General features: G+C 62.8%; 20 protein-coding genes. 9 read left to right on the plus strand and 11 right to left on the minus strand.

Features of this window, described 5'->3' with window-relative positions:
* Positions 1 to 9: 9 nt before the first annotated feature.
* Genes U5A08_RS14075 through U5A08_RS14095 form a run of 5 tightly spaced genes read right to left on the minus strand, consistent with a single transcriptional unit; the run spans position 10 to position 4,263 of the window.
* Positions 10 to 654 (minus strand): tetratricopeptide repeat protein, encoded by a 645-nt coding sequence (locus U5A08_RS14075; RefSeq protein ID WP_253395731.1) that lies wholly within the window; start codon positions 652 to 654, stop codon positions 10 to 12.
* Positions 651 to 1,460, minus strand: coding sequence for an SDR family oxidoreductase (locus U5A08_RS14080; protein WP_253395732.1), 810 nt, complete (start codon positions 1,458 to 1,460; stop codon positions 651 to 653). The genes U5A08_RS14075 and U5A08_RS14080 overlap by 4 nt, the downstream gene beginning before the upstream one ends.
* Entirely contained in the window at positions 1,447 to 2,121 is a 675-nt protein-coding gene (locus U5A08_RS14085; RefSeq protein WP_247406426.1) for an iron-containing redox enzyme family protein, read from the minus strand. The genes U5A08_RS14080 and U5A08_RS14085 overlap by 14 nt, the downstream gene beginning before the upstream one ends.
* On the minus strand, positions 2,118 to 3,596 hold the full coding sequence (locus tag U5A08_RS14090; RefSeq protein ID WP_321852043.1) for an AMP-binding protein: 1,479 nt from the start codon (positions 3,594 to 3,596) through the stop codon (positions 2,118 to 2,120). The genes U5A08_RS14085 and U5A08_RS14090 overlap by 4 nt, the downstream gene beginning before the upstream one ends.
* The gene (locus U5A08_RS14095) at positions 3,586 to 4,263 is read right to left on the minus strand and encodes a thermostable hemolysin (RefSeq protein WP_253395734.1); all 678 of its coding nucleotides are present in this window, start codon (positions 4,261 to 4,263) and stop codon (positions 3,586 to 3,588) included. Before U5A08_RS14095 ends, U5A08_RS14090 begins: the two co-directional genes overlap by 11 nt.
* Before the next feature lie 182 nt (positions 4,264 to 4,445).
* On the opposite strand from U5A08_RS14095, the gene U5A08_RS14100 reads away from it, so the two are divergent.
* The 6 genes from U5A08_RS14100 (at position 4,446) to xylB (ending at position 11,124) form a co-directional block, all read left to right on the plus strand.
* Complete coding sequence (locus U5A08_RS14100; protein WP_321852045.1) at positions 4,446 to 4,997, plus strand: cytochrome b; 552 nt, start codon at positions 4,446 to 4,448, stop codon at positions 4,995 to 4,997.
* 154 nt (positions 4,998 to 5,151) lie between these two features.
* Positions 5,152 to 6,684, plus strand: coding sequence for a sugar ABC transporter ATP-binding protein (locus U5A08_RS14105; protein ID WP_276193047.1), 1,533 nt, complete (start codon positions 5,152 to 5,154; stop codon positions 6,682 to 6,684).
* A gap of 13 nt (positions 6,685 to 6,697) precedes the next feature.
* Entirely contained in the window at positions 6,698 to 7,666 is a 969-nt protein-coding gene (locus tag U5A08_RS14110) for an ABC transporter permease subunit (RefSeq protein WP_321852224.1), read from the plus strand.
* Between the two features lie 34 nt (positions 7,667 to 7,700).
* Positions 7,701 to 8,633, plus strand: coding sequence for an ABC transporter substrate-binding protein (locus U5A08_RS14115; RefSeq protein WP_321852047.1), 933 nt, complete (start codon positions 7,701 to 7,703; stop codon positions 8,631 to 8,633).
* Between the two features lie 21 nt (positions 8,634 to 8,654).
* The gene (locus U5A08_RS14120; protein WP_253395740.1) at positions 8,655 to 9,647 is read left to right on the plus strand and encodes a LacI family DNA-binding transcriptional regulator; all 993 of its coding nucleotides are present in this window, start codon (positions 8,655 to 8,657) and stop codon (positions 9,645 to 9,647) included.
* Positions 9,648 to 9,663: 16 nt separating this feature from the next.
* Positions 9,664 to 11,124, plus strand: coding sequence for a xylulokinase (gene xylB / locus U5A08_RS14125; protein ID WP_321852050.1), 1,461 nt, complete (start codon positions 9,664 to 9,666; stop codon positions 11,122 to 11,124).
* A 96-nt stretch (positions 11,125 to 11,220) separates the two neighbouring features.
* Here xylB and U5A08_RS14130 read toward each other — a convergent pair whose 3' ends face one another.
* Positions 11,221 to 13,209, minus strand: coding sequence for a peptidase U32 family protein (locus U5A08_RS14130; RefSeq protein ID WP_321852052.1), 1,989 nt, complete (start codon positions 13,207 to 13,209; stop codon positions 11,221 to 11,223).
* Positions 13,210 to 13,325: 116 nt separating this feature from the next.
* Positions 13,326 to 13,706: a RidA family protein gene (locus U5A08_RS14135; RefSeq protein ID WP_253395750.1), complete on the minus strand. Its 381-nt coding sequence runs from the start codon at positions 13,704 to 13,706 to the stop codon at positions 13,326 to 13,328.
* A 200-nt stretch (positions 13,707 to 13,906) separates the two neighbouring features.
* Between U5A08_RS14135 and U5A08_RS14140 the strand changes: the two genes are divergently transcribed.
* Positions 13,907 to 15,262 carry a methyl-accepting chemotaxis protein gene (locus tag U5A08_RS14140; protein ID WP_321852053.1) on the plus strand — a complete coding sequence of 452 codons (1,356 nt, stop codon included), beginning with the start codon at positions 13,907 to 13,909 and terminating at the stop codon, positions 15,260 to 15,262.
* 20 nt (positions 15,263 to 15,282) lie between these two features.
* Here the strand turns inward: U5A08_RS14140 and U5A08_RS14145 are convergent, their stop codons facing one another.
* The 3 genes from U5A08_RS14145 to U5A08_RS14155 form a co-directional block, all read right to left on the minus strand.
* The gene (locus U5A08_RS14145; RefSeq protein ID WP_253395754.1) at positions 15,283 to 16,152 is read right to left on the minus strand and encodes an isocitrate lyase/PEP mutase family protein; all 870 of its coding nucleotides are present in this window, start codon (positions 16,150 to 16,152) and stop codon (positions 15,283 to 15,285) included.
* A gap of 173 nt (positions 16,153 to 16,325) precedes the next feature.
* Complete coding sequence (locus U5A08_RS14150; RefSeq protein ID WP_321852055.1) at positions 16,326 to 16,538, minus strand: diguanylate cyclase domain-containing protein; 213 nt, start codon at positions 16,536 to 16,538, stop codon at positions 16,326 to 16,328.
* Positions 16,528 to 16,938: a PAS domain-containing protein gene (locus U5A08_RS14155; protein ID WP_321852057.1), complete on the minus strand. Its 411-nt coding sequence runs from the start codon at positions 16,936 to 16,938 to the stop codon at positions 16,528 to 16,530. The genes U5A08_RS14150 and U5A08_RS14155 overlap by 11 nt, the downstream gene beginning before the upstream one ends.
* Before the next feature lie 188 nt (positions 16,939 to 17,126).
* Here U5A08_RS14155 and U5A08_RS14160 point away from each other — a divergent pair, with 188 nt between their 5' ends.
* Both U5A08_RS14160 and U5A08_RS14165 read left to right on the plus strand, forming a co-directional pair.
* Positions 17,127 to 18,041 (plus strand): universal stress protein, encoded by a 915-nt coding sequence (locus tag U5A08_RS14160; protein ID WP_253395759.1) that lies wholly within the window; start codon positions 17,127 to 17,129, stop codon positions 18,039 to 18,041.
* A gap of 51 nt (positions 18,042 to 18,092) precedes the next feature.
* Positions 18,093 to 19,013, plus strand: a complete 921-nt coding sequence (locus tag U5A08_RS14165) for a universal stress protein (RefSeq protein ID WP_321852059.1) — start codon at positions 18,093 to 18,095, stop codon at positions 19,011 to 19,013.
* Positions 19,014 to 19,089: 76 nt separating this feature from the next.
* Here U5A08_RS14165 and U5A08_RS14170 read toward each other — a convergent pair whose 3' ends face one another.
* Positions 19,090 to 20,073 carry a zinc-dependent alcohol dehydrogenase family protein gene (locus tag U5A08_RS14170; protein ID WP_321852060.1) on the minus strand — a complete coding sequence of 328 codons (984 nt, stop codon included), beginning with the start codon at positions 20,071 to 20,073 and terminating at the stop codon, positions 19,090 to 19,092.
* Positions 20,074 to 20,237 lie beyond the last annotated feature (164 nt).

A 20,237-nucleotide genomic window follows, 5' to 3' on the forward strand; every position in this document is an offset into this window, starting at 1 on the left:
GGACTCCTGTCAGTTGAGTTTTTTGTTGATGTCTGCCAGCACGCTTTCGATTTCTTTGCGCCGTCCGGCATCGGCGGTTTCCCGGCCAGGTCGTGGGGCGGCCAGCAGCGCTTTTTGCAGGGCATCACGGGCTTCGCCGTAGCGTTTTTGCCGGTACAGGTGATCACCCCAGAAGTACAGACTATCTATGCCCGTCGGGTTCAGTTGCAAGGCCTGTTTGAGTAACTGTTCAGCCTTGTCGGCATCCCCAAAGCCGATCGGCCAGCCGGGCACCCGATCATACAGTGCGGCCAGGCTGGTATAGGCAGAGCCTTGCAGGGCCTTGGGGTCGAGGGCGAGGGCTTTTTCCAGGTCGACCTTGGCCGCCTTGACCTTGCTCAACGCGCCAAGCCCGCCCTGGGCACCGGCCCAGCTGCTGCTGACAATCCCGGACCAAATCCAGGCCTCGGCCGCCTGAGGACGCGTCTGGGTGAAGGCCGTCGCCTGGGAGGCAAGCTGCTCAAAGGCTTGGGCGCGCTGTTCCTCGGGCAGGCTGTATTGAATGTGCGCCCAGCGCGTCTGGATATCGGTCAGCCGTTGCTGGTCGGCGGCGTCCAGCGCCCAGGTGAGCGGGCTCAGGGCGGTGAGCAGCAGCGCGGCGAAGAGGCGTTTCATGGGTTCAGGTCCTTTTTAACGGGTTTATCGCTCAGGCGGCGTACCAGTGGCAGTTGTTTACGCAAACCACGGTCGACCAGATTCGGCAGCAGGCTGTTGAGGCGCACAAAGAAGCGCTCCGGCCAGCCCAGGTAAAGATCGCGGCGGTCGTTGGCAATCGCTTTGATCACGGCGGTAGCCACGCTGTGCGGTTCGTCGACGTTGGACTTGAGCGCATCGTTCAAGGCCTGCGCCGCCGGGCTGTTCATGCGGGTTTGGGTGGCGCGCGGCGCGACATACAACACACCGACGCGGGTGTCGGCCAGTTCCCGGCGCAAGGCTTCGGAAAACCCGCGCAGGGCGAACTTGGTGGCGCAGTAGGTGGCATAACCGGGGTAACCGATCGAACCGTAAGTCGAGCCGACATTCACCACCATCGCGCTCGCGGCTTGCTTGAGCATGGGCAGCAGCAGCTTGGTCAGGCAGATCGGCGCGGTGATGTTCAACGCGAGCATGCCGTTGATTTCGTTTTCGTCCAGCTGTTCCAGCATGGCGAAGTGGTTGACGCCGGCAGCGTTGATCAGCAGGTTGACGCCGCCGATGGCTTGGGCGGCGGCCAGCACCTTGCGTCGGTCGTTGAGGAAGGTCAGGTCGGCACCCACCCAGCACAGTTGCTCCGGGTACTGGGCCAACAAGGCTTCCAGCGGTGCGCGATGACGCGCCACGGCCAGGACGTGCGCGCCACTGGCGCACAGCGCGGTGGCGATCGCCAGGCCAATGCCACCGCTGGCGCCGGTCAGCACCACACGGGCGTCAGACAGTTGCATGGGGGGCCTCCCCGATACGCGGCAGGTTGCGGAACATGTCGGTGTAGAGGGCGTACACCACCTTGGATGCGTGGATCACGGCGGCCTGGTCGGCGGGGTCGTCCAGGCTGTTCATCAAGCGGCGATACGTCTCCATGTGCCCAATGTCCAGGGAACCGTGGGAACTCAGGTAGCTGAATGCCGTCTCTGGTAGTTGCAGGCGGTCACGGATACTACCGGCCGCGTGGGTGGCCAGGGCGATGCTGGTGCCTTCCAGCACATTGACCATGCCAAACAGGCCGACGGGGTTGTCACGGGCGATCAGGTCATAGAGGTAGCTGACCATCAACTCGATAGGCAAGCCAGGGCGGCCGTCACGGACCGCGTCTCGGTCGCCACCACAGGCAGCGATGTCATCGAGCACCCATTGCTCGTGGCCATATTCTTCCTCGATGTACTCGCAGACCGCCTTGCGCAGCCACTCCAGGCGCGAGGGCAGGCGCGCACCGCAAGCCATCATCAATGGCACGGTGTGCCGCACGTGGTAGTAGGCCTGGGCCAGGAATTCACGGTAGCTTTCCAGGCTGACCTTGCCTTCCAGTGCATCACGGATGATCGGCAGGCTGAACAGTGCCTGGCGTTCCTGTTGGGTAGCGTCTTGCAGGGTGTCGAAAAAGTTCACGATGAGGTTTCCTCGTTGAGTGCAGGGGCAAGTCGGGATTGATAGCGCGCGACGATGGCGTCACGCCGTGGCCGGCCATTGGCGGTGAGCAAGCCATTGGCGGCGGTAAACGGTTCTTCCAGGCGCGTCCAGCGATGCACCTGCGCGTAGTCGGGTAGGCTGCTGTTGGCCAGGGCCACGGCGGCGGCCAGTTGGGCGTCGGTGCAGTCGGCGCGATGCGGCCATAGCAGCGCGTGGTTCTCCGGCAGGGCTTCTCCGTAGACGAAGGCCTGGGCGATGGCGCCGCCCTGGGTCAGCTCGGCCTCAACCCAGTCCGGGTTGACGTTGCGCCCGTAACTGGTGACGAACTGATGTTTCTTGCGGCCTTTGAGGTAGAGAAAACCGTCGTCATCGAACGCGCCCAGGTCGCCGCTGGGCCACCACTGCTCGGGCTGTTCGGTCTGCCCCAGGTAACCGAGCAAGGTCGAGCCCTTGATCAGCACTTCGCCGTCCTCGGCGAGGCGGATCTCCACATGGGGCAGCGGTTGGCCGACACTGCCTGGCCGTTGCGCACCGGGCCGATTGAGGCACACCACCGAGGCGCATTCAGAGAGCCCGTAACCTTCGAACACCGGCACGCCCAGTTGCTGCGCCCGTAGCAGCAAGGCCTTGGAGACCCGTGCACCGCCCACGGCAGCAAAGCGCAAACCTTGCGGGTTGAACGCCTTCTGCTCGGCGGCGATGACCAGCATCAACAGCAACTGCGGGACCAGGATCAGGCTGTGGGGCTGGCGCACCGCCAGGCAGCCGAGCAATTGCGCGGCATCCACTGCACTGGCGCCCTGGATGCCCAGGCTCTTCTGGCTGGGCAAGCTCAAGGTGGCGCCGGCATACAGCGCGGCGTAGCACCCCAGGTTCTCGAGCAGGATGGCAAGCGGCAATAATGACAGGTGATGGCGCGGGTCGCTGGCATGGCTGGCCTGATACAACTCGCGGGCCACCCGCAGCACGCTGTCGGCGCTCAGGCACACGCCTTTGGGCGTGCCGGTGGTGCCCGAGGTAAAGGTCACTTTGGCGGTGCCCAGAGGCATCGAAGGGCGGCCTTCGAACGCGCGGCACCAGAAGTCGCCGGTTTTGCGGTAACCGCCGGCGTGCAATTCGGCTTCCAGGTACGGTTCGGCGATCACGCGCTCGGCGTGACTCTGTTCCAGGCAGTGGGCGCGCTGGGCAGGGCTGAAGAACGGCGGCAGAGTCAGGCAGGTCAAGCCTTCGAACAGGATCGCCAGGTCCCACAGCATGGCCTCGACGCCATTGTCCAGGGCCAGGGCCACCACCTTCACGCCTTCAGCGCGCAGGCGTTCCTGCCGATAGGTCACCTCGGCGAACAGCGCGGTGTAATCCATCTTCAACGTGTCTCCCCACAGGGCGACGGTGCCGTCATTGCGCTCGGCATAGCCGCGAAGAACAGCGTGGAAACGGCGGGTTTCAGGCGACATGGCTGGCGTCCTCAATCGTGGCAGGCAACCCCAGGCGCGAGAACAGGCCCATGTTGCGCAAATGGATGAAGCCGGCGCGGATATTGCCGACATGCACCCAGGGTTGGCTTTCGTAATAACTGCCCCAGTGATGGCGTTCATCGCCCAGGCGCTGCGGGTCGGCGGCGCACAGGGTGACGGGCTTCAAACCGAGACGATGGAAACTATTGACCAGGCCGATATTGCCGGTGAACGCCACCCACTCCAGGCCGGCCATGGCCAGCAGCCAGGTGATGGCGATGATGCTCAGGCGCGCACTGCCGGTATCGCTGGCGGCCAGGTTGCCGACTTCGGCGATCGCCCGGCGGTCTACCGGTTGCGCGGCGGCCGCGCTGATCAGCGGTTCGATCGGATGGTCCAGGTAACGCTCCAGGAACAGCGGCTCGTCGCTTGCCAGGCGCACACCGGCGACGGCACACAGTTCACCGTTGGCCTGACTGACGCCAAACAGCTGCGGCATGAAATGACGGATATCGGCACCGTGGGCAATGCGAAAGCGCTGTTGGATGAAGGCCTCGAAGGCAGCGCGCTGAGGGTCTTGGGGCAGGGCGCGGGCAAGGGACAGCGGCGCACTGTCGGCTTGGCCGAATAACAGGGGCAAGGGAATGTTCCAATCGATACCGGGCATTGGCGTTATGCCTCCCAAGTGAAGTTGGGAGGAGTATCGAGGGCATTTCTTAACGAAGTCTGAAGGTGGTGAAAATGATCGTTTCAGCCATCTTCAGATTGTCTTAAGGCTACGCGGGCAGGGTGACGGCGACTCTTCAAGGCCGGGTCCGGCCACCGCCCCTTGCACAAGGCTCCTTTTCTATGACCGAAAACCTGATGACACCGCGCTATGCAAGGCTGTCGATGATTCTGCACTGGTTGATGCTGGCGTTGTTTGTCGGCGTATACGGTTGCATTGAAATCAAAGGCCTGTTGCCTCGCGGGCACGTACTCAGGGGGCTGTTCCTCGGCGCCCACGCGCTGTTTGGTATCGGGATTTTCCTGCTGGTGTGGCTGCGCCTGCTGGGGCGCCTGATGCCGCGTCCACCGATTGTGCCGCGCCCGCCGGCCTGGCAGACGGGTGCGTCGCACCTGATGCACCTGGCGCTGTATGGGCTGATGATCGTCACGCCGCTGCTGGCCTGGCTGATGCTCAACGCCGCGGGCAAGCCGATACCGTATTTCGAGTTCTCCTTGCCGACCCTGGTCGCGGCGGACCCGGACCTGGCCAGGCAGTTCAAGCACTGGCATGAATGGTTGGGCAGCGCCGGGTATTGGCTGATTGGCCTGCATGCCGCCGCCGGGTTGTTCCACCACTACTGGGTGCGGGACAACACCTTGGTGCGCATGCTGCCTAAACGCTACGAACGCTGAAATCGCTGAGAATTCGCCTGATGAAACGTTTCATCAGGCGACAAACGGGCTGCGCAAGCGCTTGCGTAAGTAAATGTATCTGATTAGAGTCGGTGGCAATCGGCTCTGATCCAAGGAGCGCGAATACAACAATAATAAAATCAGGAGCTCATTCATGAGCCTCGAACCCTTGCTTGAGATGCAGGGCATCAGCAAAACCTTCAACGGTTTGCGTGTGCTCAAGAATGTCGGCCTGAAAGTCTACCCCGGCGAAATCCACGCCTTGATGGGGGAGAACGGCGCCGGCAAATCCACCCTGATGAAAATCCTCTCCGGCGCTTACCAGGCCGACCCGGGCGGCACCATCCGCATTGCCGGCCAGCCTGTCGCAACGTTCGATCCCGCCACCGCCAAAGCCCTCGGCATCGCCGTGATTTACCAGGAACTGAGCCTGTGCCCGAACCTGAGCGTGGCCGAGAACATCTACCTGGGCCGTGAACTGCGCCGTGGCTGGACCATCGACCGCCAGGGCATGCTGGCCGGTTGCGTGGAGGTGCTGCAACGCCTGGGCGCCGAGTTCACCGCGGCGACGCGGGTCAGCAGCCTGTCGATTGCCGAACGCCAGTTGGTGGAAATCGCCCGCGCCCTGCATGCCCACGCCAAGATCCTGGTCATGGACGAGCCCACCACGCCGCTTTCGTCGCGCGAGACCGACCGCCTGTTCGCGCTGATCAAACAGTTGCGCGGCCAGGGCTTGGCGATCATCTATATCAGCCATCGCATGGCCGAGATCTACGAACTGTCGGACCGGGTTTCGGTGCTGCGCGACGGCCAGTACATCGGCGAACTGACCCGCGACGCGCTGTCGGCCGAGGTGCTGGTGAAGATGATGGTGGGCCGCGACCTCTCCGGTTTCTACAAGAAGGAGCACGCGGCCTATGACCCCGGCGCGGTGGTGATGCGCGTGCGCGACATGGCCGACGGCAAACGCGTGCGCAACTGCAGCTTCGACCTGCACGCCGGTGAAGTGCTGGGTATCGCCGGCCTGGTGGGGGCAGGGCGCACCGAACTGGCGCGGCTGATCTTCGGCGCCGACCCGCGCACCGCCGGCACCCTGGAAGTGGTGGGCAAGACAGTCACGCAACTGCGTACCCCGGCCGACGCGATTCGCGCCGGCGTGGTGTACCTCACCGAAGACCGCAAGGCCCAGGGCCTGTTCCTGGACATGAGCGTGGCCGACAACATCAATGTCTGTGCCTGTGTGCCGGACGCGCATGCCGGTGGCGTGCTCAATCGCGGGCATGCTGCGCAGCGCTCGAACGACGCGATCAAATCGCTGTCGATTCGCGTGGCGTCCGGCAAGGTCAATGTCGGCGCGCTGTCCGGCGGTAATCAGCAGAAGGTCTTGCTGGCGCGGTTGCTGGAGGTCAAGCCGCATGTGCTGATCCTCGACGAACCCACGCGCGGCGTGGACATCGGTTCCAAATCCGAGATCTACCGCATCATCAATCAACTGGCGCAGGCCGGCGTGGGCATCGTGGTGATTTCCAGCGAGTTGCCGGAAATCATCGGCACCTGCGACCGCGTGCTGATCATGCGCGAAGGCCAGTTGGTGGCCGAAGTCGGCGGGGCTTCGGGCCACGTCATTTCCCAGGAACGTATTATTGACCTCGCCACCGGTGGCGATCAGGTGGCTGCCCATGGCTGATTCGAACAACACAATGACCCTCCCCGTAATCGGCAAGACCGAGCGGCTCAGGGAACTGATGCGCAGCGTCGGCATGCTGCCGGTGCTGGTCCTGTTGCTGGTGGGCTTTGCCCTGGCCAGTGAAAACTTCCTGACGGTGCAGAACCTGTCGATCATTACGCAACAGGCCTCGGTCAACGTGGTGCTGGCGGCGGGCATGACCTTTGTGATCCTGACCGCCGGCATCGACCTGTCCGTCGGCGCGATCCTCGCGGCTTCGGCCGTGGTGGCGTTGCAGGCCTCGATGTCGCCGCAGTTCGGCATGTTCGGGATTGCCGCCGGGATTGGCTTTGGTCTGTTGCTGGGCCTGGTCAACGGCGGGTTGATTGCGTTCATGCGCTTGCCGCCGTTTATCGTCACCCTCGGCGCGCTGACCGCCATGCGCGGCCTCGCACGTTTGCTGGCCGACGACAAGACCGTGTTCAACCCCGACCTGCCGTTTGCTTTTATCGGCAACGACTCGATCCTCGGCGTGCCGTGGCTGGTGGTCATCGCGGTGGCCGTGGTGGCGCTGTCGTGGTTCATCCTGCGGCGCACGGTGATGGGCGTGCAGATCTATTCGGTGGGCGGCAACCCGGAAGCGGCGCGGCTCTCCGGGATCAAGGTGTGGAAGGTGCTGCTGTTTGTCTACGCGATGTCCGGGGCGCTGGCCGGGCTTGGCGCGGTGATGAGTGCTTCACGCCTGTTCGCCGCCAACGGCCTGCAACTGGGGCAATCCTACGAACTGGATGCGATCGCCGCAGTGATCCTCGGCGGCACCAGCTTTACCGGCGGCGTCGGCACCATCGGCGGCACGCTGATCGGCGCACTGATCATTGCGGTACTGACCAATGGCCTGGTGCTGTTGGGCGTCTCGGATATCTGGCAGTACATCATCAAGGGCATCGTGATCATCGGCGCGGTGGCGCTGGATCGCTATCGCCAGTCCGGTGCACGGACCTGAGTTCACTCCTACAACAATCACAAGAGAGACCCGCATGAACCTAAAACACATCGTTCCCGTCATTGCCTTGGCTGCCCTGATGTCCCAGGCCGTGGAAGCGCGTGAATTGAAGGCCCTGGGCATCAGCATGGGCTCGCTGGGCAACCCGTATTTCGTGACCCTGGCCGACGGCGCCACGGCCCGGGCCAAGGAGCTGAACCCCAGCGTCAAGGTCACGTCGGTGTCGGCCGACTATGACTTGAGCAAGCAGTTTTCGCAGATCGACAACTTCATCTCGTCCAAGGTCGACCTGATTCTGATCAACGCCGTCGACCCGTCCGCCATGGCCTCGGCGATCAAGAAAGCCCGTGACGCCGGCATTATCGTCGTGGCGGTGGATGTGGACGCCAAGGGGGTCAACGCGACCGTGCAGACCGACAACGTCGAAGCCGGCAAACTGGCCTGCCAATTCCTGGTGGACAAGCTCGCGGGCAAAGGCAACGTGATTATCCAGAACGGCCCGCAAGTGACCGCCGTGACCGACCGCGTCAAGGGTTGCAAGGCCGCCTTGGCTGCTGCGCCGCAGATCAAGGTACTGTCCGACGACCAGGACGGCAAAGGCTCGCGTGAAGGCGGCCTGAACGTGATGCAGGGCTACCTCACGCGTTTTGCAAAAATCGACGGTCTGTTCGCGATCAACGACCCCCAGGCCATCGGCAGCGACTTGGCGGCCAAGCAGCTTAAACGCAGCGGTATCATCATCACCTCGGTGGATGGCGCACCGGATATCGAGCATGCACTGAAGACCGACACCCAGATCCAGGCGTCGTCCAGCCAGGACCCATGGGCCATGGCGCAGACGGCGGTGAACATCGGTAATGACCTTCTCAACGACAAGGCGCCCGCCGAAACGGTTACGCTGCTCACGCCAAAACTGATCACCCGCGACAGCGTCGCGACGTACAGCGGTTGGTCGAGTAAACACTGAGTCACTGAGAGGAACAGCGCCGTGGTCACCATGGATGACGTCGCAAGCAGAGCGGGGGTGTCGACGTCAACGGTGTCCCATGTGTTGAACGGCACCCGCAAGGTCAGCCCGGCCACGGTGCAAGCGGTGCAGCGCGCGATCCAGGAACTGGGGTATATCCCCAACACCCTGGCGCGTTCGCTGGCGCGGTCGAGCACCAGCACGATTGGCGTGGCGATCTCGGCGCTGTCCAACCACTACTTCAGCGAAACCGTGCACGCGATCGAAACCGAGTGCGCCAAGCACGGCTACATGATGCTGTTCGTCGATACCCACGATGACCCGGAGCAGGAGCTGCGGGTGGTCACGGCGCTGCATCATCGGCGCGTCGACGGCATTGTGTTGGCGCCCTCGAACGGCTCGCTGGCCCTGGAGTATCTGCGGGCCAGTGAGATTCCGGCGGTGCTGGTGGACCGGATGATGAGTGAGCAATTCGATCAGGTCGGGGTGGAGAATACCCAGCCGACCCAAGCGCTGATTGCTCACCTGATCGCCCATGGGCATCGCCGAATCGGCTTTATCGCCGGGCGCGCGGGGTTCAGCACCACGGATGAACGGGTCGCCGGTTATCGCGCGGCATTGGCGGCCGCAGGGCTGGCGTTCGATGCGCAACTGCTGGTCAACGGCGGCTCCAACACCGAGCCGGCACGCCAGGCCACGGTGCAGTTACTCGGTCTGGCAGCGCCGCCGACCGCGATCATGGCTGGCAACAACCTGATGACCCTCGGCGCGATGCAGGCCTTGCGCGATGCACATATCGAAGTGCCGGCGCAGATGGCGCTGGTGGGCTTCGATGATTTTGATTGGGCCGATTTCTTTGTGCCGCGCCTGACATTGATCGCCCAGCCGGTCCAGGCGCTCGGTGCTCAGGCGGTCAACCTGTTACTGCAACGCATGGCAGCGCCCGCCGCGCCGACCCGCAGTGTGCGTCTGGAGCCGACCCTGCAAATACGTAACTCCTGTGGCTGTGATTGATTGGAATGACATGCGTATGAACAGTGCTGTTTCCCTCGGCATCGACCTGGGCACCTCGGAACTCAAAGCCATCCTGATGGACACCCGCGGCGCCGTGCTGGCTCAGGCCGGCGTGCGCTTGAGCGTCTCGCGTCGGCATGCCGGCTGGTCCGAACAGGCGCCGCAAGACTGGTGGCAAGCCTGTTTGCAGGCGCTGGATGTGTTGCGCGCGCATGAATCGTTTGCCCGCGTGGCGTGCATCGGCCTGTCCGGGCAAATGCACGGCGCGGTATTGCTGGGAGACGACGACCGCGTGTTATACCCGGCAATTCTGTGGGACGACTCGCGCGCGGTAGCCGAAGCGGCACAGCTCGGCCCAGGGTTCGCCGACGTCACCGGCAGCTTGCCGATGGCCGGGTTGACCGCGCCGAAACTGCTCTGGCTGCAACAGCATGAGCCCGAGGTGTTCAAGGCCATCGATTGCGTGCTGTCGCCCAAGGACTATCTGCGCCTGCGCTTGAGCGGGGAGCGCATCAGCGAGATGTCCGATGCGGCCGGAACGCTGTGGTTGGACGTGGCCAATCGTCAATGGTTTAGCCCCATGCTACGGGCCACCGGCCTTACACCGGAGCAGATGCCCAGGCTGGTGGAGGGCGGTGCGGCGAGTGCGTTTTTGACCGCCCGCGAACTGGGTTTGCGCGCCGAGGTGGTGATTGCCGGCGGCGGTGGCGATAACCCGGTTGCGGCCGTGGGCATCGGTGCGATCAACGCCGGTGACGGTTTCATCACGCTGGGCACCAGCGCGGCGATTGTCGCCATCACCGACCATGCGGCGGGCAACCCGGCCACTGCGGTGCACAGCTTCTGCCATGCGTTGCCTGAGCGTTGGTACACCATGGGCGCGATGCTGGCCGGCGCCAGTTGTTTGCGTTGGGTCACGCGCCTGACGGGCATGCCGGATGAACAGGCGCTGTTGGATCAGGTCCAGGCCCAGTTGCCTATCGGCCAATCGGTGCCGCTGTCCACCCCGTTGTTCCTGCCTTACCTGGCCGGCGAACGCACGCCGCATAACGACCCCTTGCTGCGCGGCGGCTTCATGAACCTGGGCCACGACTGTAACCCGGCGATGCTCGGGTATGCGGTGATGGAAGGCGTGGGCTTTGGCCTGCTGGACGCGTTGCGCGCAGTGCAATCGAGCGGCGCCGACGTCACTGCCTGTGCGCTGGTGGGCGGCGGGGCGCGCAGTGCGTATTGGGCGCAGTTGTTGGCCAACATCCTGCAGCGGGAAATCTTCACCCTGCATGGCAGTGAATTGAGCGCGTGTATCGGTGCGGCGAAGCTGGGGTTCCTGGCCATCGGGCAGGGCGCGGACTTGCTCGCGGCGGGTATGCCGGTCAAGGCTCGGTACGTGCCGGATGGGGCGCAACAGCCGGTGCTGGAGGCGCGTTATCGCAAGTTTCAGGGGCTGTTGGGCGCGGCCAAGGCCTTGCACCACTGATTTGACCCGGCGCAGGGCTCATGTGGGAGGGGGCAAGCCCCCTCCCACATTGGGTGTGCGCGCATTCAGTCGGTCAGCGGCGGCGCATTTGTTCGATCAATGCGGCGCGCGCGGGATCGTCTTGAGCAGGTCGTCCGGGCTGATGTAGCCGACCACACTGCCAGGCTGCGGCAGACCCAGGATGTGCCCCTTGATCTTGCCGACCACATGCATTTCGCAAGGCTTGCAGTCGAACTTCAAGGTCAGCACTTCATCGCCATGGATCAACTGCATCGGCGCGACTTTGGTCTTCACGCCGGTCACGCCCTTGGCCTGTTTGGGGCAAAGGTTGAACGAGAAGCGCAGGCAGTGCTTGGTGATCATCACCGGCACTTCACCGGTTTCTTCGTGGGCTTCGAAGGCCGCGTCGATCAGTTTCACCCCGTGCCGATGGTAGAAGTCCCGGGCCTTCTGGTTATACACGTTGGCCAGGAACGACAGGTGCGCCTCCGGGTACACCGGCGGCGGGTTGGTCTGCGCCTTGCGCCCACCGCGTGGGTGAGCGTTGATGCGGGCCGCCGTCAGGGCTTCGATCACTTCGCGGCGCACGGCCTTGAGCTGCGAGTTGGGGATGAAGAACGCCTGCGGTGCATCCAGCTCGATGGCGGTGGCGTGGTATTCGGTGGTGCCCAGTTGGCCGAGCAAATCGCGCAGGGTGTCCAGCGCCTGTTCCGGCTTGTTGGCCACGCCGAACGGGCCGGGCAGGGCGACGCTGGCGCTGATGCCTTCTTCGCTGGTGGCGGTCAGTTCCAGGCGCTCTTCGCGCAGACGGGCAACCCACGACAGGCCGATACGGCGTTCGGCAGAGGTCTTGAGCAGCGCCTGTTGCCAGTTGTGGTCGAGGTTGCGATTCAGCGGGTGGTTCGGGCGCAACTGATGCAGCCCGGCCGGCATTTCGTTGGGCTCGACGCGGTAGCGGTAGCGCTTCTCGCCGTCTTCCTCGAACTCGCCCTTGGCCTCGGCGATATTGGCGCGGAAACCCACCACTTCACGCTTGACCAGCACATTCAGGCCGTCGCCGTTGGACAGCGGCTCATGGGTGACCACTTGCAGGTCGCGTTTGCCGGTTTTTTCCACCACGCCCACCGGCAGGCCGGTGAAGGTCGGGGTGTCGAAGGCGCCGATGTCGATCTTGCGGTCGCTGACGAAGTAGTCGGTGCTGCCTCGGTGGAAGGTTTTTTCCGGGTCGGGCAGGAAGAAATGCGCAGTCCGGCCGCTGGAGGCGCGGGCCAGGTCCGGGCGGTCTTCGAGGATCTCATCCAGGCGCTGGCGGTAATAGGCCGTGATGTTCTTCACATAGCCCATGTCCTTGTAGCGACCTTCGATCTTGAACGAGCGCACACCGGCATCGACCAGGTCACGCAGGTTGGCGCTCTGGTTGTTGTCTTTCATCGACAGCAGGTGCTTTTCAAAGGCGACGACGCGGCCTTGATCGTCTTTCAAGGTGTACGGCAGGCGGCACGCCTGGGAGCAGTCGCCGCGGTTGGCGCTGCGGCCGTTCTGCGCGTGGGAGATATTGCACTGCCCGGAGAACGCCACGCACAGGGCGCCGTGGATGAAGAACTCGATGGCGGCATCGGTCTCATCGGCGATGGCGCGGATTTCCTGCAGGTTCAGCTCACGGGCCAATACCAACTGGGAGAAGCCGGCCTGGTCGAGAAATTTGGCGCGGCCCAGGGTGCGGATGTCGGTCTGGGTACTGGCGTGCAGCTCGATCGGCGGGATATCCAGCTCCATCACGCCCAGGTCTTGCACGATCAACGCATCGACACCGGCGTCGTAGAGCTGATGGATCAGCTTGCGCGCGGGTTCCAGTTCGTTGTCATGCAGGATGGTGTTGAGGGTGGTGAAGACGCGCGCGTGGTAGCGCCGGGCGAATTCGACCAACTGCGCGATATCGCTCACCTCGTTACAGGCATTGTGGCGGGCGCCGAAACTTGGGCCGCCGATGTAGATGGCGTCGGCGCCATGCAGGATGGCCTCGCGCGCGATGGCGACATCGCGGGCAGGGCTGAGCAATTCCAGGTGATGCTTGGGCAAGGACATAGTTTTTTTAGTCAGGCTTGTCACGGTCGAAGCGCGCATTGTAGCCGTGAAACGCCTGACCGGCACCTACCGCAGGGCTTGGCCTGCAGGGTGCAAGGCCATGTATCGGCGCGGATTCAGGCTTTGGCCGCCATTGCGGTGACTTCCACGCGCATGCCTTCCACTGCCAGGGCCGCCACGCCAACCGCGGCGCGCACCGGCCACGGCTTGGCGAAGAAGCGTGTGTAGACCTCATTGAACGCTGCGCGGTCGGCCATGTCGGTGAGGTAGATGGTCAGGTGCATCACCCGGTCCATGGAACTGCCGGCGCGTTCAAGGGCGACTTTCAGGGCTTGCAGGGTGCATTCGCTTTGCAGGGTTATGTCGCCCAGTTCCAGGCTGCCATCGGTGCGGGTCGGGATTTGGGTGGAGACCAGGATGCCGTTGAAGCCGATCACGTCGGAGGAAATAGAGTCGGCATCCGGGTCAGGGGTGAAGCACAGGTCGTGGTTGGCCATGACGTTCTCTTGGCAGGGAAAGGGGTCGCCAATTTAAACACAGGGGGCGCGCGGATCAGTACCCTTTGGCCTTGCAAGGCTCGTGGCGCGACGAGTATTTGACGTCAAGTAATATTTATTTTTTGTCTGTCAAGTCACGTATTTATTGGCCGATAGCGCGGGAGAGCAACCCCGACTCCACGCACGGCTGAGGCTACGTCATGTTCAATCAAGCACTAAAAACAGAACTGGCGGCCAGGAGGGCCGAAGTCACTGAATACCAAGGATTGATTGCCGCGCTTGAACGCTCCATGGCCGTGGTCGAGTTCGACCTGAACGGCAAGGTATTGCGCGCCAACGACAACTTTATGAAAACCCTGGGTTACAGCGCGGCTCAATTGGCCGGCAAGACCCACCGTGATTTTTGCCCGCCGGCGCTGACCAGCAGCCCAGCCTATGCTGAGTTCTGGCAGGAACTCAGGGCCGGGAAGTTCGTGTCGGGCACCTTCAAACGCGTGGACGCCCACGGCAAGATCATTTGGCTGGAGGCCAGTTACAACCCGGTGCTGGATGCGCGCGGCCAGGTATCGAAAGTGGTCAAGTACGCCCTCGACGTCACGCGCAAAGTCGAACAGGAGGCGGCGACCCACAGCAAGCTGGCCGCGCTGGACCGTGCGATGGCCGTGATCGAGTTTGACTTGAACGGGCAAGTACTCGACGCCAACGAGAATTTCCTCACGGTCATGGGGTATTCACTGACGGAACTCAAAGGCAAACATCACCGTATGTTTTGCGAACCGGCCCAGGTCAACAGCCCTGAGTACGCCGACTTCTGGCGCCGCTTGAACAATGGCGAATTCTTCACCGGGCAATTCAAACGCATTGGCAAGCACGGCCGCGTGGTGTGGTTGGAGGCGAGCTACAACCCGGTGTATGACGGCGACGGCAAGCTGATCAAAATCGTCAAGTTCGCCAGCGACATCAGCGAGCGTGTCGAGAAGTTCGAGGAGGATTCACGCGGAGCTTCCCGCGCCTACCATATTTCCTCGGAAACCGAGCGATTCGCCGAGCACGGCACCCAGGTGATCCACGAAACCGCCAGTGAAATGCGCCGGATTGCCGAGAACATCGGCGCCTCCGCACGGCTGGTGGGGCAGTTGGGCGATCGCTCCGAGCAGATCACCGCCATCGTCAATACCATTCGCGGTATCGCCGACCAGACCAACCTGCTGGCGCTCAACGCTGCCATTGAGGCCGCGCGCGCAGGCGATCAGGGCCGTGGTTTTGCCGTGGTGGCCGACGAGGTCAGACAACTGGCGGGGCGCACCAGCCGTTCCACCGCAGAGATTGCCGAGATGATCGGCCTGATTCTGTCGGAAACCCGCGATGCGGTAGCCAGCATGAGCACGACCCAGGAAGGCGCGCAACGGGGTGTCAGCCTGGCCGACCAGGCGGGTTCGGTGATCCTGCAAATCCGCACCAGCACTAGCGATGCGGTGCAGGCGGTGAGCATGTTTGCATCAAAGCTGGATGAGTCGGAGGTCGTTCCGAAAGCCGCTGTCGGCTGGGTCGGCTAGACGCGTGCCCTGGGTCAGTCTCACTCTTCTACATCCATGAACTCTTTGGCCCAGGCCACGTAGCTCTCTGGCAGGGTGTAGGTATGGGTAAGCTCGGTGGCACTGAGGTTCGAGGTGCTGTGAGTGAGCTGGCGCTGGGCGCGAAGGCTATCGTAGGTGGCCTTGATCGCCGCGAAGTAGGCGCCATGGCCGGCGACCACGATGCGCACGCCCAGGCTTGCCAGGCGTTGGCTGTCATTGAGTTTCGGATTGCCGTAGGTCACCAGCATCAAGGGCACCGTGAGTTTTTCGGCAATCTGCTCAAGGTGCTCGAAGTCGCTGATACCGACCATGCAGATGCCATCGGCGCCGGCTTTTTCATAGGCCAGGGTGCGTTCGATCACGGCCTCGGTCGGCAACACCGCTGCGTTAGTCCGGGCGATGATCGACAGTTGGGGGTCGACACGCGCCTCAAGGGCTGCCCTGACCTTGCCGATGCCTTCCTCGATGGAAATCAGATCGGTCGATTTACGCCCGAATTGTGCCGGCAGCAGGGTGTCTTCAATCGTCAGGGCCGCCACGCCGGCGCGCTCAAGTTCCTCGACGGTGCGCATGACATTCAGGGCATTGCCATAGCCGTGGTCGGCATCCGCAATGAACGGCAACTGCGCGACGCGGCCGATCCGGGTTGCCTGTTCAACGAACTCACTCAAGGTGATCAACGCAAAATCGGGTGCCGCCAGTACCTGCAGCGAAGCGACCGAGCCCCCCAGGATGCCGACCTCGAAACCCAAGTCAGCGGCGATACGCGCAGACATCGGGTCGAACACAGAGGCTGTCTCAACGCACAGTGGCGCAGCAAGCAATTCACGGAAATTACGACGCAGAGCTGAGTGGGACACTTTTGGCATGATCTTTCCTGGTTCTGGCGATTGTCGACTGATGATCAATGCCTATTCATAGTCGTAGGAGATTACCACGCCGCCAAACCCAGGATTATGACGTTTCAGAATGGGGTATGCCCACGGCACATACCGTGGGGCGGGCGTTTCGGGCGGTGGCCATGCCTTGGCGTGCGCTTCTTTCAGTCGGTAGGCAGGTTCAGCAGGCTGAAACGACAAGCACTGCCGCCGTGACGTTTAGCCTGGTACATCGCGTCGTCGGCCCGCGCGAGCAGTTGCTCGACACTCGCCCCATCCACTGGATATAGGCTGATGCCGACGCTGATGTGCGCGTTCAGGCGGTGCGCGTCGATCATGAAGGGCTGGTTGATCGCGCCGACAAGCTTATCGGCCAACACCTCGACCCTGTTGCATACGTGCGCGTTCTTCATCCATTACCTTGAAATTGTGCAGGATGGCGATGAAATGCGTTACCACACCCTGGGGATCAAGCACCGGGGTAATGACCTGATTGATCGTACAGTCGGAGCCATCCTTGCGGCGTTCGACCATCTCGCCCTGCCAGGTCAGGCCTGCCAAGATGGTCATCCACATCTCCCGGTAGAACGTGGTGGTCTGGCGTCCCGACGACAGCAGGTGCGGGGTTTTACCGACCAGCTCCAGTTTGGAATAGCCGCTCAACAGGCTGAACGCTTTATTGATCCACACAATGCAACCCGATCTCTCAGTGATCAACACCGGGTTAGTCGCCGCATCCAACGCCCTCACCAATACTTGCTGCTCATCTTCGATCATGGTGCCCTCCGACGGCGCAGGTGACGCTGCAAGCCTTGATGCAGGCTAGGGGCAAGGGGCCGGATGGCTGTTGATGAAAATCAACTTTTGCGGGCACCCACTGATAAAGATCAAGTAGTCGCCGGCCCGGAAGGCTCATTCTGAAAACCTATCCACGGAATCAGATGGCCGCGTGCCGAGGTGCCCCAATGTCGCAGACTCAGCGTTTACTGTTGATTGCCCCTTCGTCCATGACCCGCACACCCGCGTTCGATCGTGCCGCCGCCCTGGCGCGCGCGATGCAGTTGCCGTTGCATATCGTGGCCTTCGACTATTTGCAGGCCCTGGCGATCGCCGGGCTGTTCGCGCCCGAACAGATCAACCGGGCGCGGGAAGCGTACCTGGACACTCATCGCCATTGGCTCACCGAGCAGGCAGACGTGATGCGCCAACACGGGGTCGAGGTCACCAGCGAGGTGGTGTGGGTGCATCATCCTTATGAGGAAATCCTGCATTTCGTCAACGAGATGTCGTTGGCCCTGATCATCAAGGATGCTGAGGAAGAGCCCGCCTTGAAACGGGTGTTCTTCACACCGCTGGATTGGCAACTGCTGCGCGACTGCCCGGTGCCGGTGCATCTGGTCACCGACTCGCGCCACCCGCTGCCACGCAAGGTGCTGGCGATTGTCGATGTGTTGCGCAGTGAGGACCAGGACCAGATCTTCAACGACCAGATTGTCGAAGCAGCGGTCAAGCTGGCTGCGCAATGTCAGGCTCAGCTCGAGTTGCTGCATGTGTACGACTGGGCTGCGGTGTATGCCAAAGACATGGGCTTTGGCGCGGTCCCTCTGGCCTCCGGGCTCTATGAGGCGCTGAATGAAGCCCAGCATGAGGCATTTGCCGCGCTGGCCGAGCGCCAGGGAATTCCTGTCGAACATCGGCACTTTATCGAAGGCACGCCGCTCTTCAATATTTGCGACTTCGCCCGCGATCACCAGAGCGACATCATGGTCATGGGCACCGTGCAGCACTGGGGCTTGAACAAGCTGTTGGGCACTACCGCCGAAAGTCTGCTGCACCACGCGCCATGCAGCATGTGGGCGATCAAACCGACGCGCAGCTGATGCAGGATTGAACCTGGCGCCAGGGGCAACCGGTGCCTGAAGAGGTGCGAAATGAGCCAATACCGACGTCTGTTGCTGATCACCGACCGCTCGCTGTATCACTCCCCGGCGCTGCTGCGCGCAGTGGCCCTGGCCAAGGCGTGCGGCGCGGCGCTCGATATCAGGGCGTTTATCGAACCTGCGCCGATCATTCATTTGTGGGAAGAACGCGTCGATGAGTCGGCTTTTCAGGACTATCTGCACCGCTATCGCGATTGGCTGGTCGACGAAGTCCAGCGCCTGGGCGGTAATGGGCTGAAGGTGACGGTTGAACTGCACTTCACCACCCACCCTGTGCTGGAGATCCTGCGCACGATCGCCGATCTGAACCCGGACCTGGTGATCAAGGACGTGAAGCTGGAGCCGGTTCTCAAGCGCATATTCATCACCCCGCTCGATTGCCACCTGCTGCGCGAGTGCCCGACACCCCTGCATCTGGTGAGTCAGGCGCGCTACGGTTTGCCCCATCGCGTGGTGGCGGCCGTCGATCCGTTCGACCCCGGCACGCAGATCAGCGGTCTGAATGACACCATCATTCAGTGCGCCCACTCCATGGCCTTGCAATGCGATGCACCGCTGCATCTGTTGTACGCCTATGACCTGTCCGCGGCATTCAACGGCGATGCGCCGATGGCCATGGGCGGTTGGAACGTGGATTTCGCCGAAGAGCTGCGCCATTCGCTGCACCAGGCATTCGTGACCTTGGCCGACCGTTATGGCGTGCCGCCGGAAAGACGGCACTTTGTGATGGGGCAGCCAGTGCCGGTGATTCAGGAGTTTGTCGAGCAATTCCAGGCCGACGTGGTGGTCATGGGGACTGCTCACCGGGTCGGGCTCGACCGACTGATCGGCAGCAATACCGAACGGGCGCTGTATTCGGTGCCGGGCAGCATTTTGGCGATCCGGCAGCCGGTAAGCGACGTCAAGGGTTAGAGCACCGCCGACGAAGCCAACGAGAGAGCGATCCATATGCTGACCAGCGCGACGCGCAAACAACCGCTGCTGCGCGTTAAGGGGTCAGCACGATCGCACCGTTGAATTGCCCGCTGCGCAGGTGTGCCAGCGCCTGATTGGCATCTTCCAGGGCGAAGCGGGTGATGTCGCAGTGGACAGGTGTCTGCTGCACGGCTTGAAAAAACGCCGTACCGTCCTGTCGGGTCAAGTTAGCCACTGAACGCACGCTACGCTCGCCCCATAGCAGTCGATAGGGGAAGGCCGGAATGTCGCTCATGTGAATGCCGGCGCAAATCACACAGCCGCCCTTGACCGTGGCGGCCAATGCCAGCGGTACAAGCGCTCCCACGGGGGCGAATATCAGGCTGGCATCCAGCAGGTGCGGGGGCGGCTGGTCCGAAGGGCCGGCCCACACGGCGCCCAATGAGCGCGCATACGCTTGGCCTTCACTGTCACCCGGGCGGGTGAACGCGTACACCTGTTGGCCTCGGCCCAGCGCGACTTGAATCGCCAGATGGGCGGCCGCACCGAAGCCATAAAGCCCCAGGTGGGGGGCGTCTGCGGCCATTTGCAAGGCGCGAAAACCGATCAGGCCGGCACACAGCAGGGGCGCGGCTTGAACGTCTGACAACATGTCGGGAATCGGCAGGCAAAAGCGTGCGTCCGCCACCGTGTATTCAGCGTAGCCGCCGTCCAGATTGCACCCGGTGAACTGCGCCCGGTCGCAGAGGTTTTCCCGGCCTGATCGACAGAAAGCGCATTCGCCGCAGGTCCAGCCGAGCCACGGCACCCCCACGCGGCGGCCGATCCAATGAGCGTCGACAGCGGCGCCCACGGCCGTCACTTCACCGACGATTTCATGGCCCGGCACCCGTGGCAGTTGCGCTTGCGGCAACTCACCGTCCACCAGGTGCAGGTCGGTGCGGCACACGCCACAGGCCAGGACCTTGATCAACAGCTGCCCGGCGCCGGGTGTCGGGACCGGGCGCTCCTCTAGTTGCAGCGGCTGGCCGGGGGTGTTCAGAACCATCGCACGCATAACAGATCTCCAGGTGTTCGAGCGGTGATGCCAGGTCGGCCGAGGGTTTCAAGCCCAGAACCGTGACGTTGCGGCCGAGTGAATAATAGACGCACGAAGAACGTGCGCCTCCCGCGCCTTCGCACGGGATCAATTGAGCTTAAGCGTCGGCCTGAAGACTTGAT

Source organism: Pseudomonas paraveronii (assembly GCF_963681955.1).
In the GTDB taxonomy this organism is placed as follows: Bacteria; Pseudomonadota; Gammaproteobacteria; order Pseudomonadales; family Pseudomonadaceae; genus Aquipseudomonas; species Aquipseudomonas paraveronii.

Coding starts and splice junctions, on each gene's coding strand:
- U5A08_RS14075 (WP_253395731.1), bottom strand. CDS start 654: ATGAAACGCCTCTTCGCCGCGCTGCTGCTCACCGCCCTGAGCCCGCTC.
- U5A08_RS14080 (WP_253395732.1), bottom strand. CDS start 1,460: ATGCAACTGTCTGACGCCCGTGTGGTGCTGACCGGCGCCAGCGGTGGC.
- U5A08_RS14090 (WP_321852043.1), bottom strand. CDS start 3,596: ATGTCGCCTGAAACCCGCCGTTTCCACGCTGTTCTTCGCGGCTATGCC.
- U5A08_RS14095 (WP_253395734.1), bottom strand. CDS start 4,263: ATGCCCGGTATCGATTGGAACATTCCCTTGCCCCTGTTATTCGGCCAA.
- U5A08_RS14100 (WP_321852045.1), top strand. CDS start 4,446: ATGACCGAAAACCTGATGACACCGCGCTATGCAAGGCTGTCGATGATT.
- U5A08_RS14105 (WP_276193047.1), top strand. CDS start 5,152: ATGAGCCTCGAACCCTTGCTTGAGATGCAGGGCATCAGCAAAACCTTC.
- U5A08_RS14110 (WP_321852224.1), top strand. CDS start 6,698: ATGACCCTCCCCGTAATCGGCAAGACCGAGCGGCTCAGGGAACTGATG.
- U5A08_RS14115 (WP_321852047.1), top strand. CDS start 7,701: ATGAACCTAAAACACATCGTTCCCGTCATTGCCTTGGCTGCCCTGATG.
- xylB (WP_321852050.1), top strand. CDS start 9,664: ATGAACAGTGCTGTTTCCCTCGGCATCGACCTGGGCACCTCGGAACTC.
- U5A08_RS14130 (WP_321852052.1), bottom strand. CDS start 13,209: ATGTCCTTGCCCAAGCATCACCTGGAATTGCTCAGCCCTGCCCGCGAT.
- U5A08_RS14135 (WP_253395750.1), bottom strand. CDS start 13,706: ATGGCCAACCACGACCTGTGCTTCACCCCTGACCCGGATGCCGACTCT.
- U5A08_RS14140 (WP_321852053.1), top strand. CDS start 13,907: ATGTTCAATCAAGCACTAAAAACAGAACTGGCGGCCAGGAGGGCCGAA.
- U5A08_RS14145 (WP_253395754.1), bottom strand. CDS start 16,152: ATGCCAAAAGTGTCCCACTCAGCTCTGCGTCGTAATTTCCGTGAATTG.
- U5A08_RS14155 (WP_321852057.1), bottom strand. CDS start 16,938: ATGATCGAAGATGAGCAGCAAGTATTGGTGAGGGCGTTGGATGCGGCG.
- U5A08_RS14160 (WP_253395759.1), top strand. CDS start 17,127: ATGTCGCAGACTCAGCGTTTACTGTTGATTGCCCCTTCGTCCATGACC.
- U5A08_RS14165 (WP_321852059.1), top strand. CDS start 18,093: ATGAGCCAATACCGACGTCTGTTGCTGATCACCGACCGCTCGCTGTAT.
- U5A08_RS14170 (WP_321852060.1), bottom strand. CDS start 20,073: ATGCGTGCGATGGTTCTGAACACCCCCGGCCAGCCGCTGCAACTAGAG.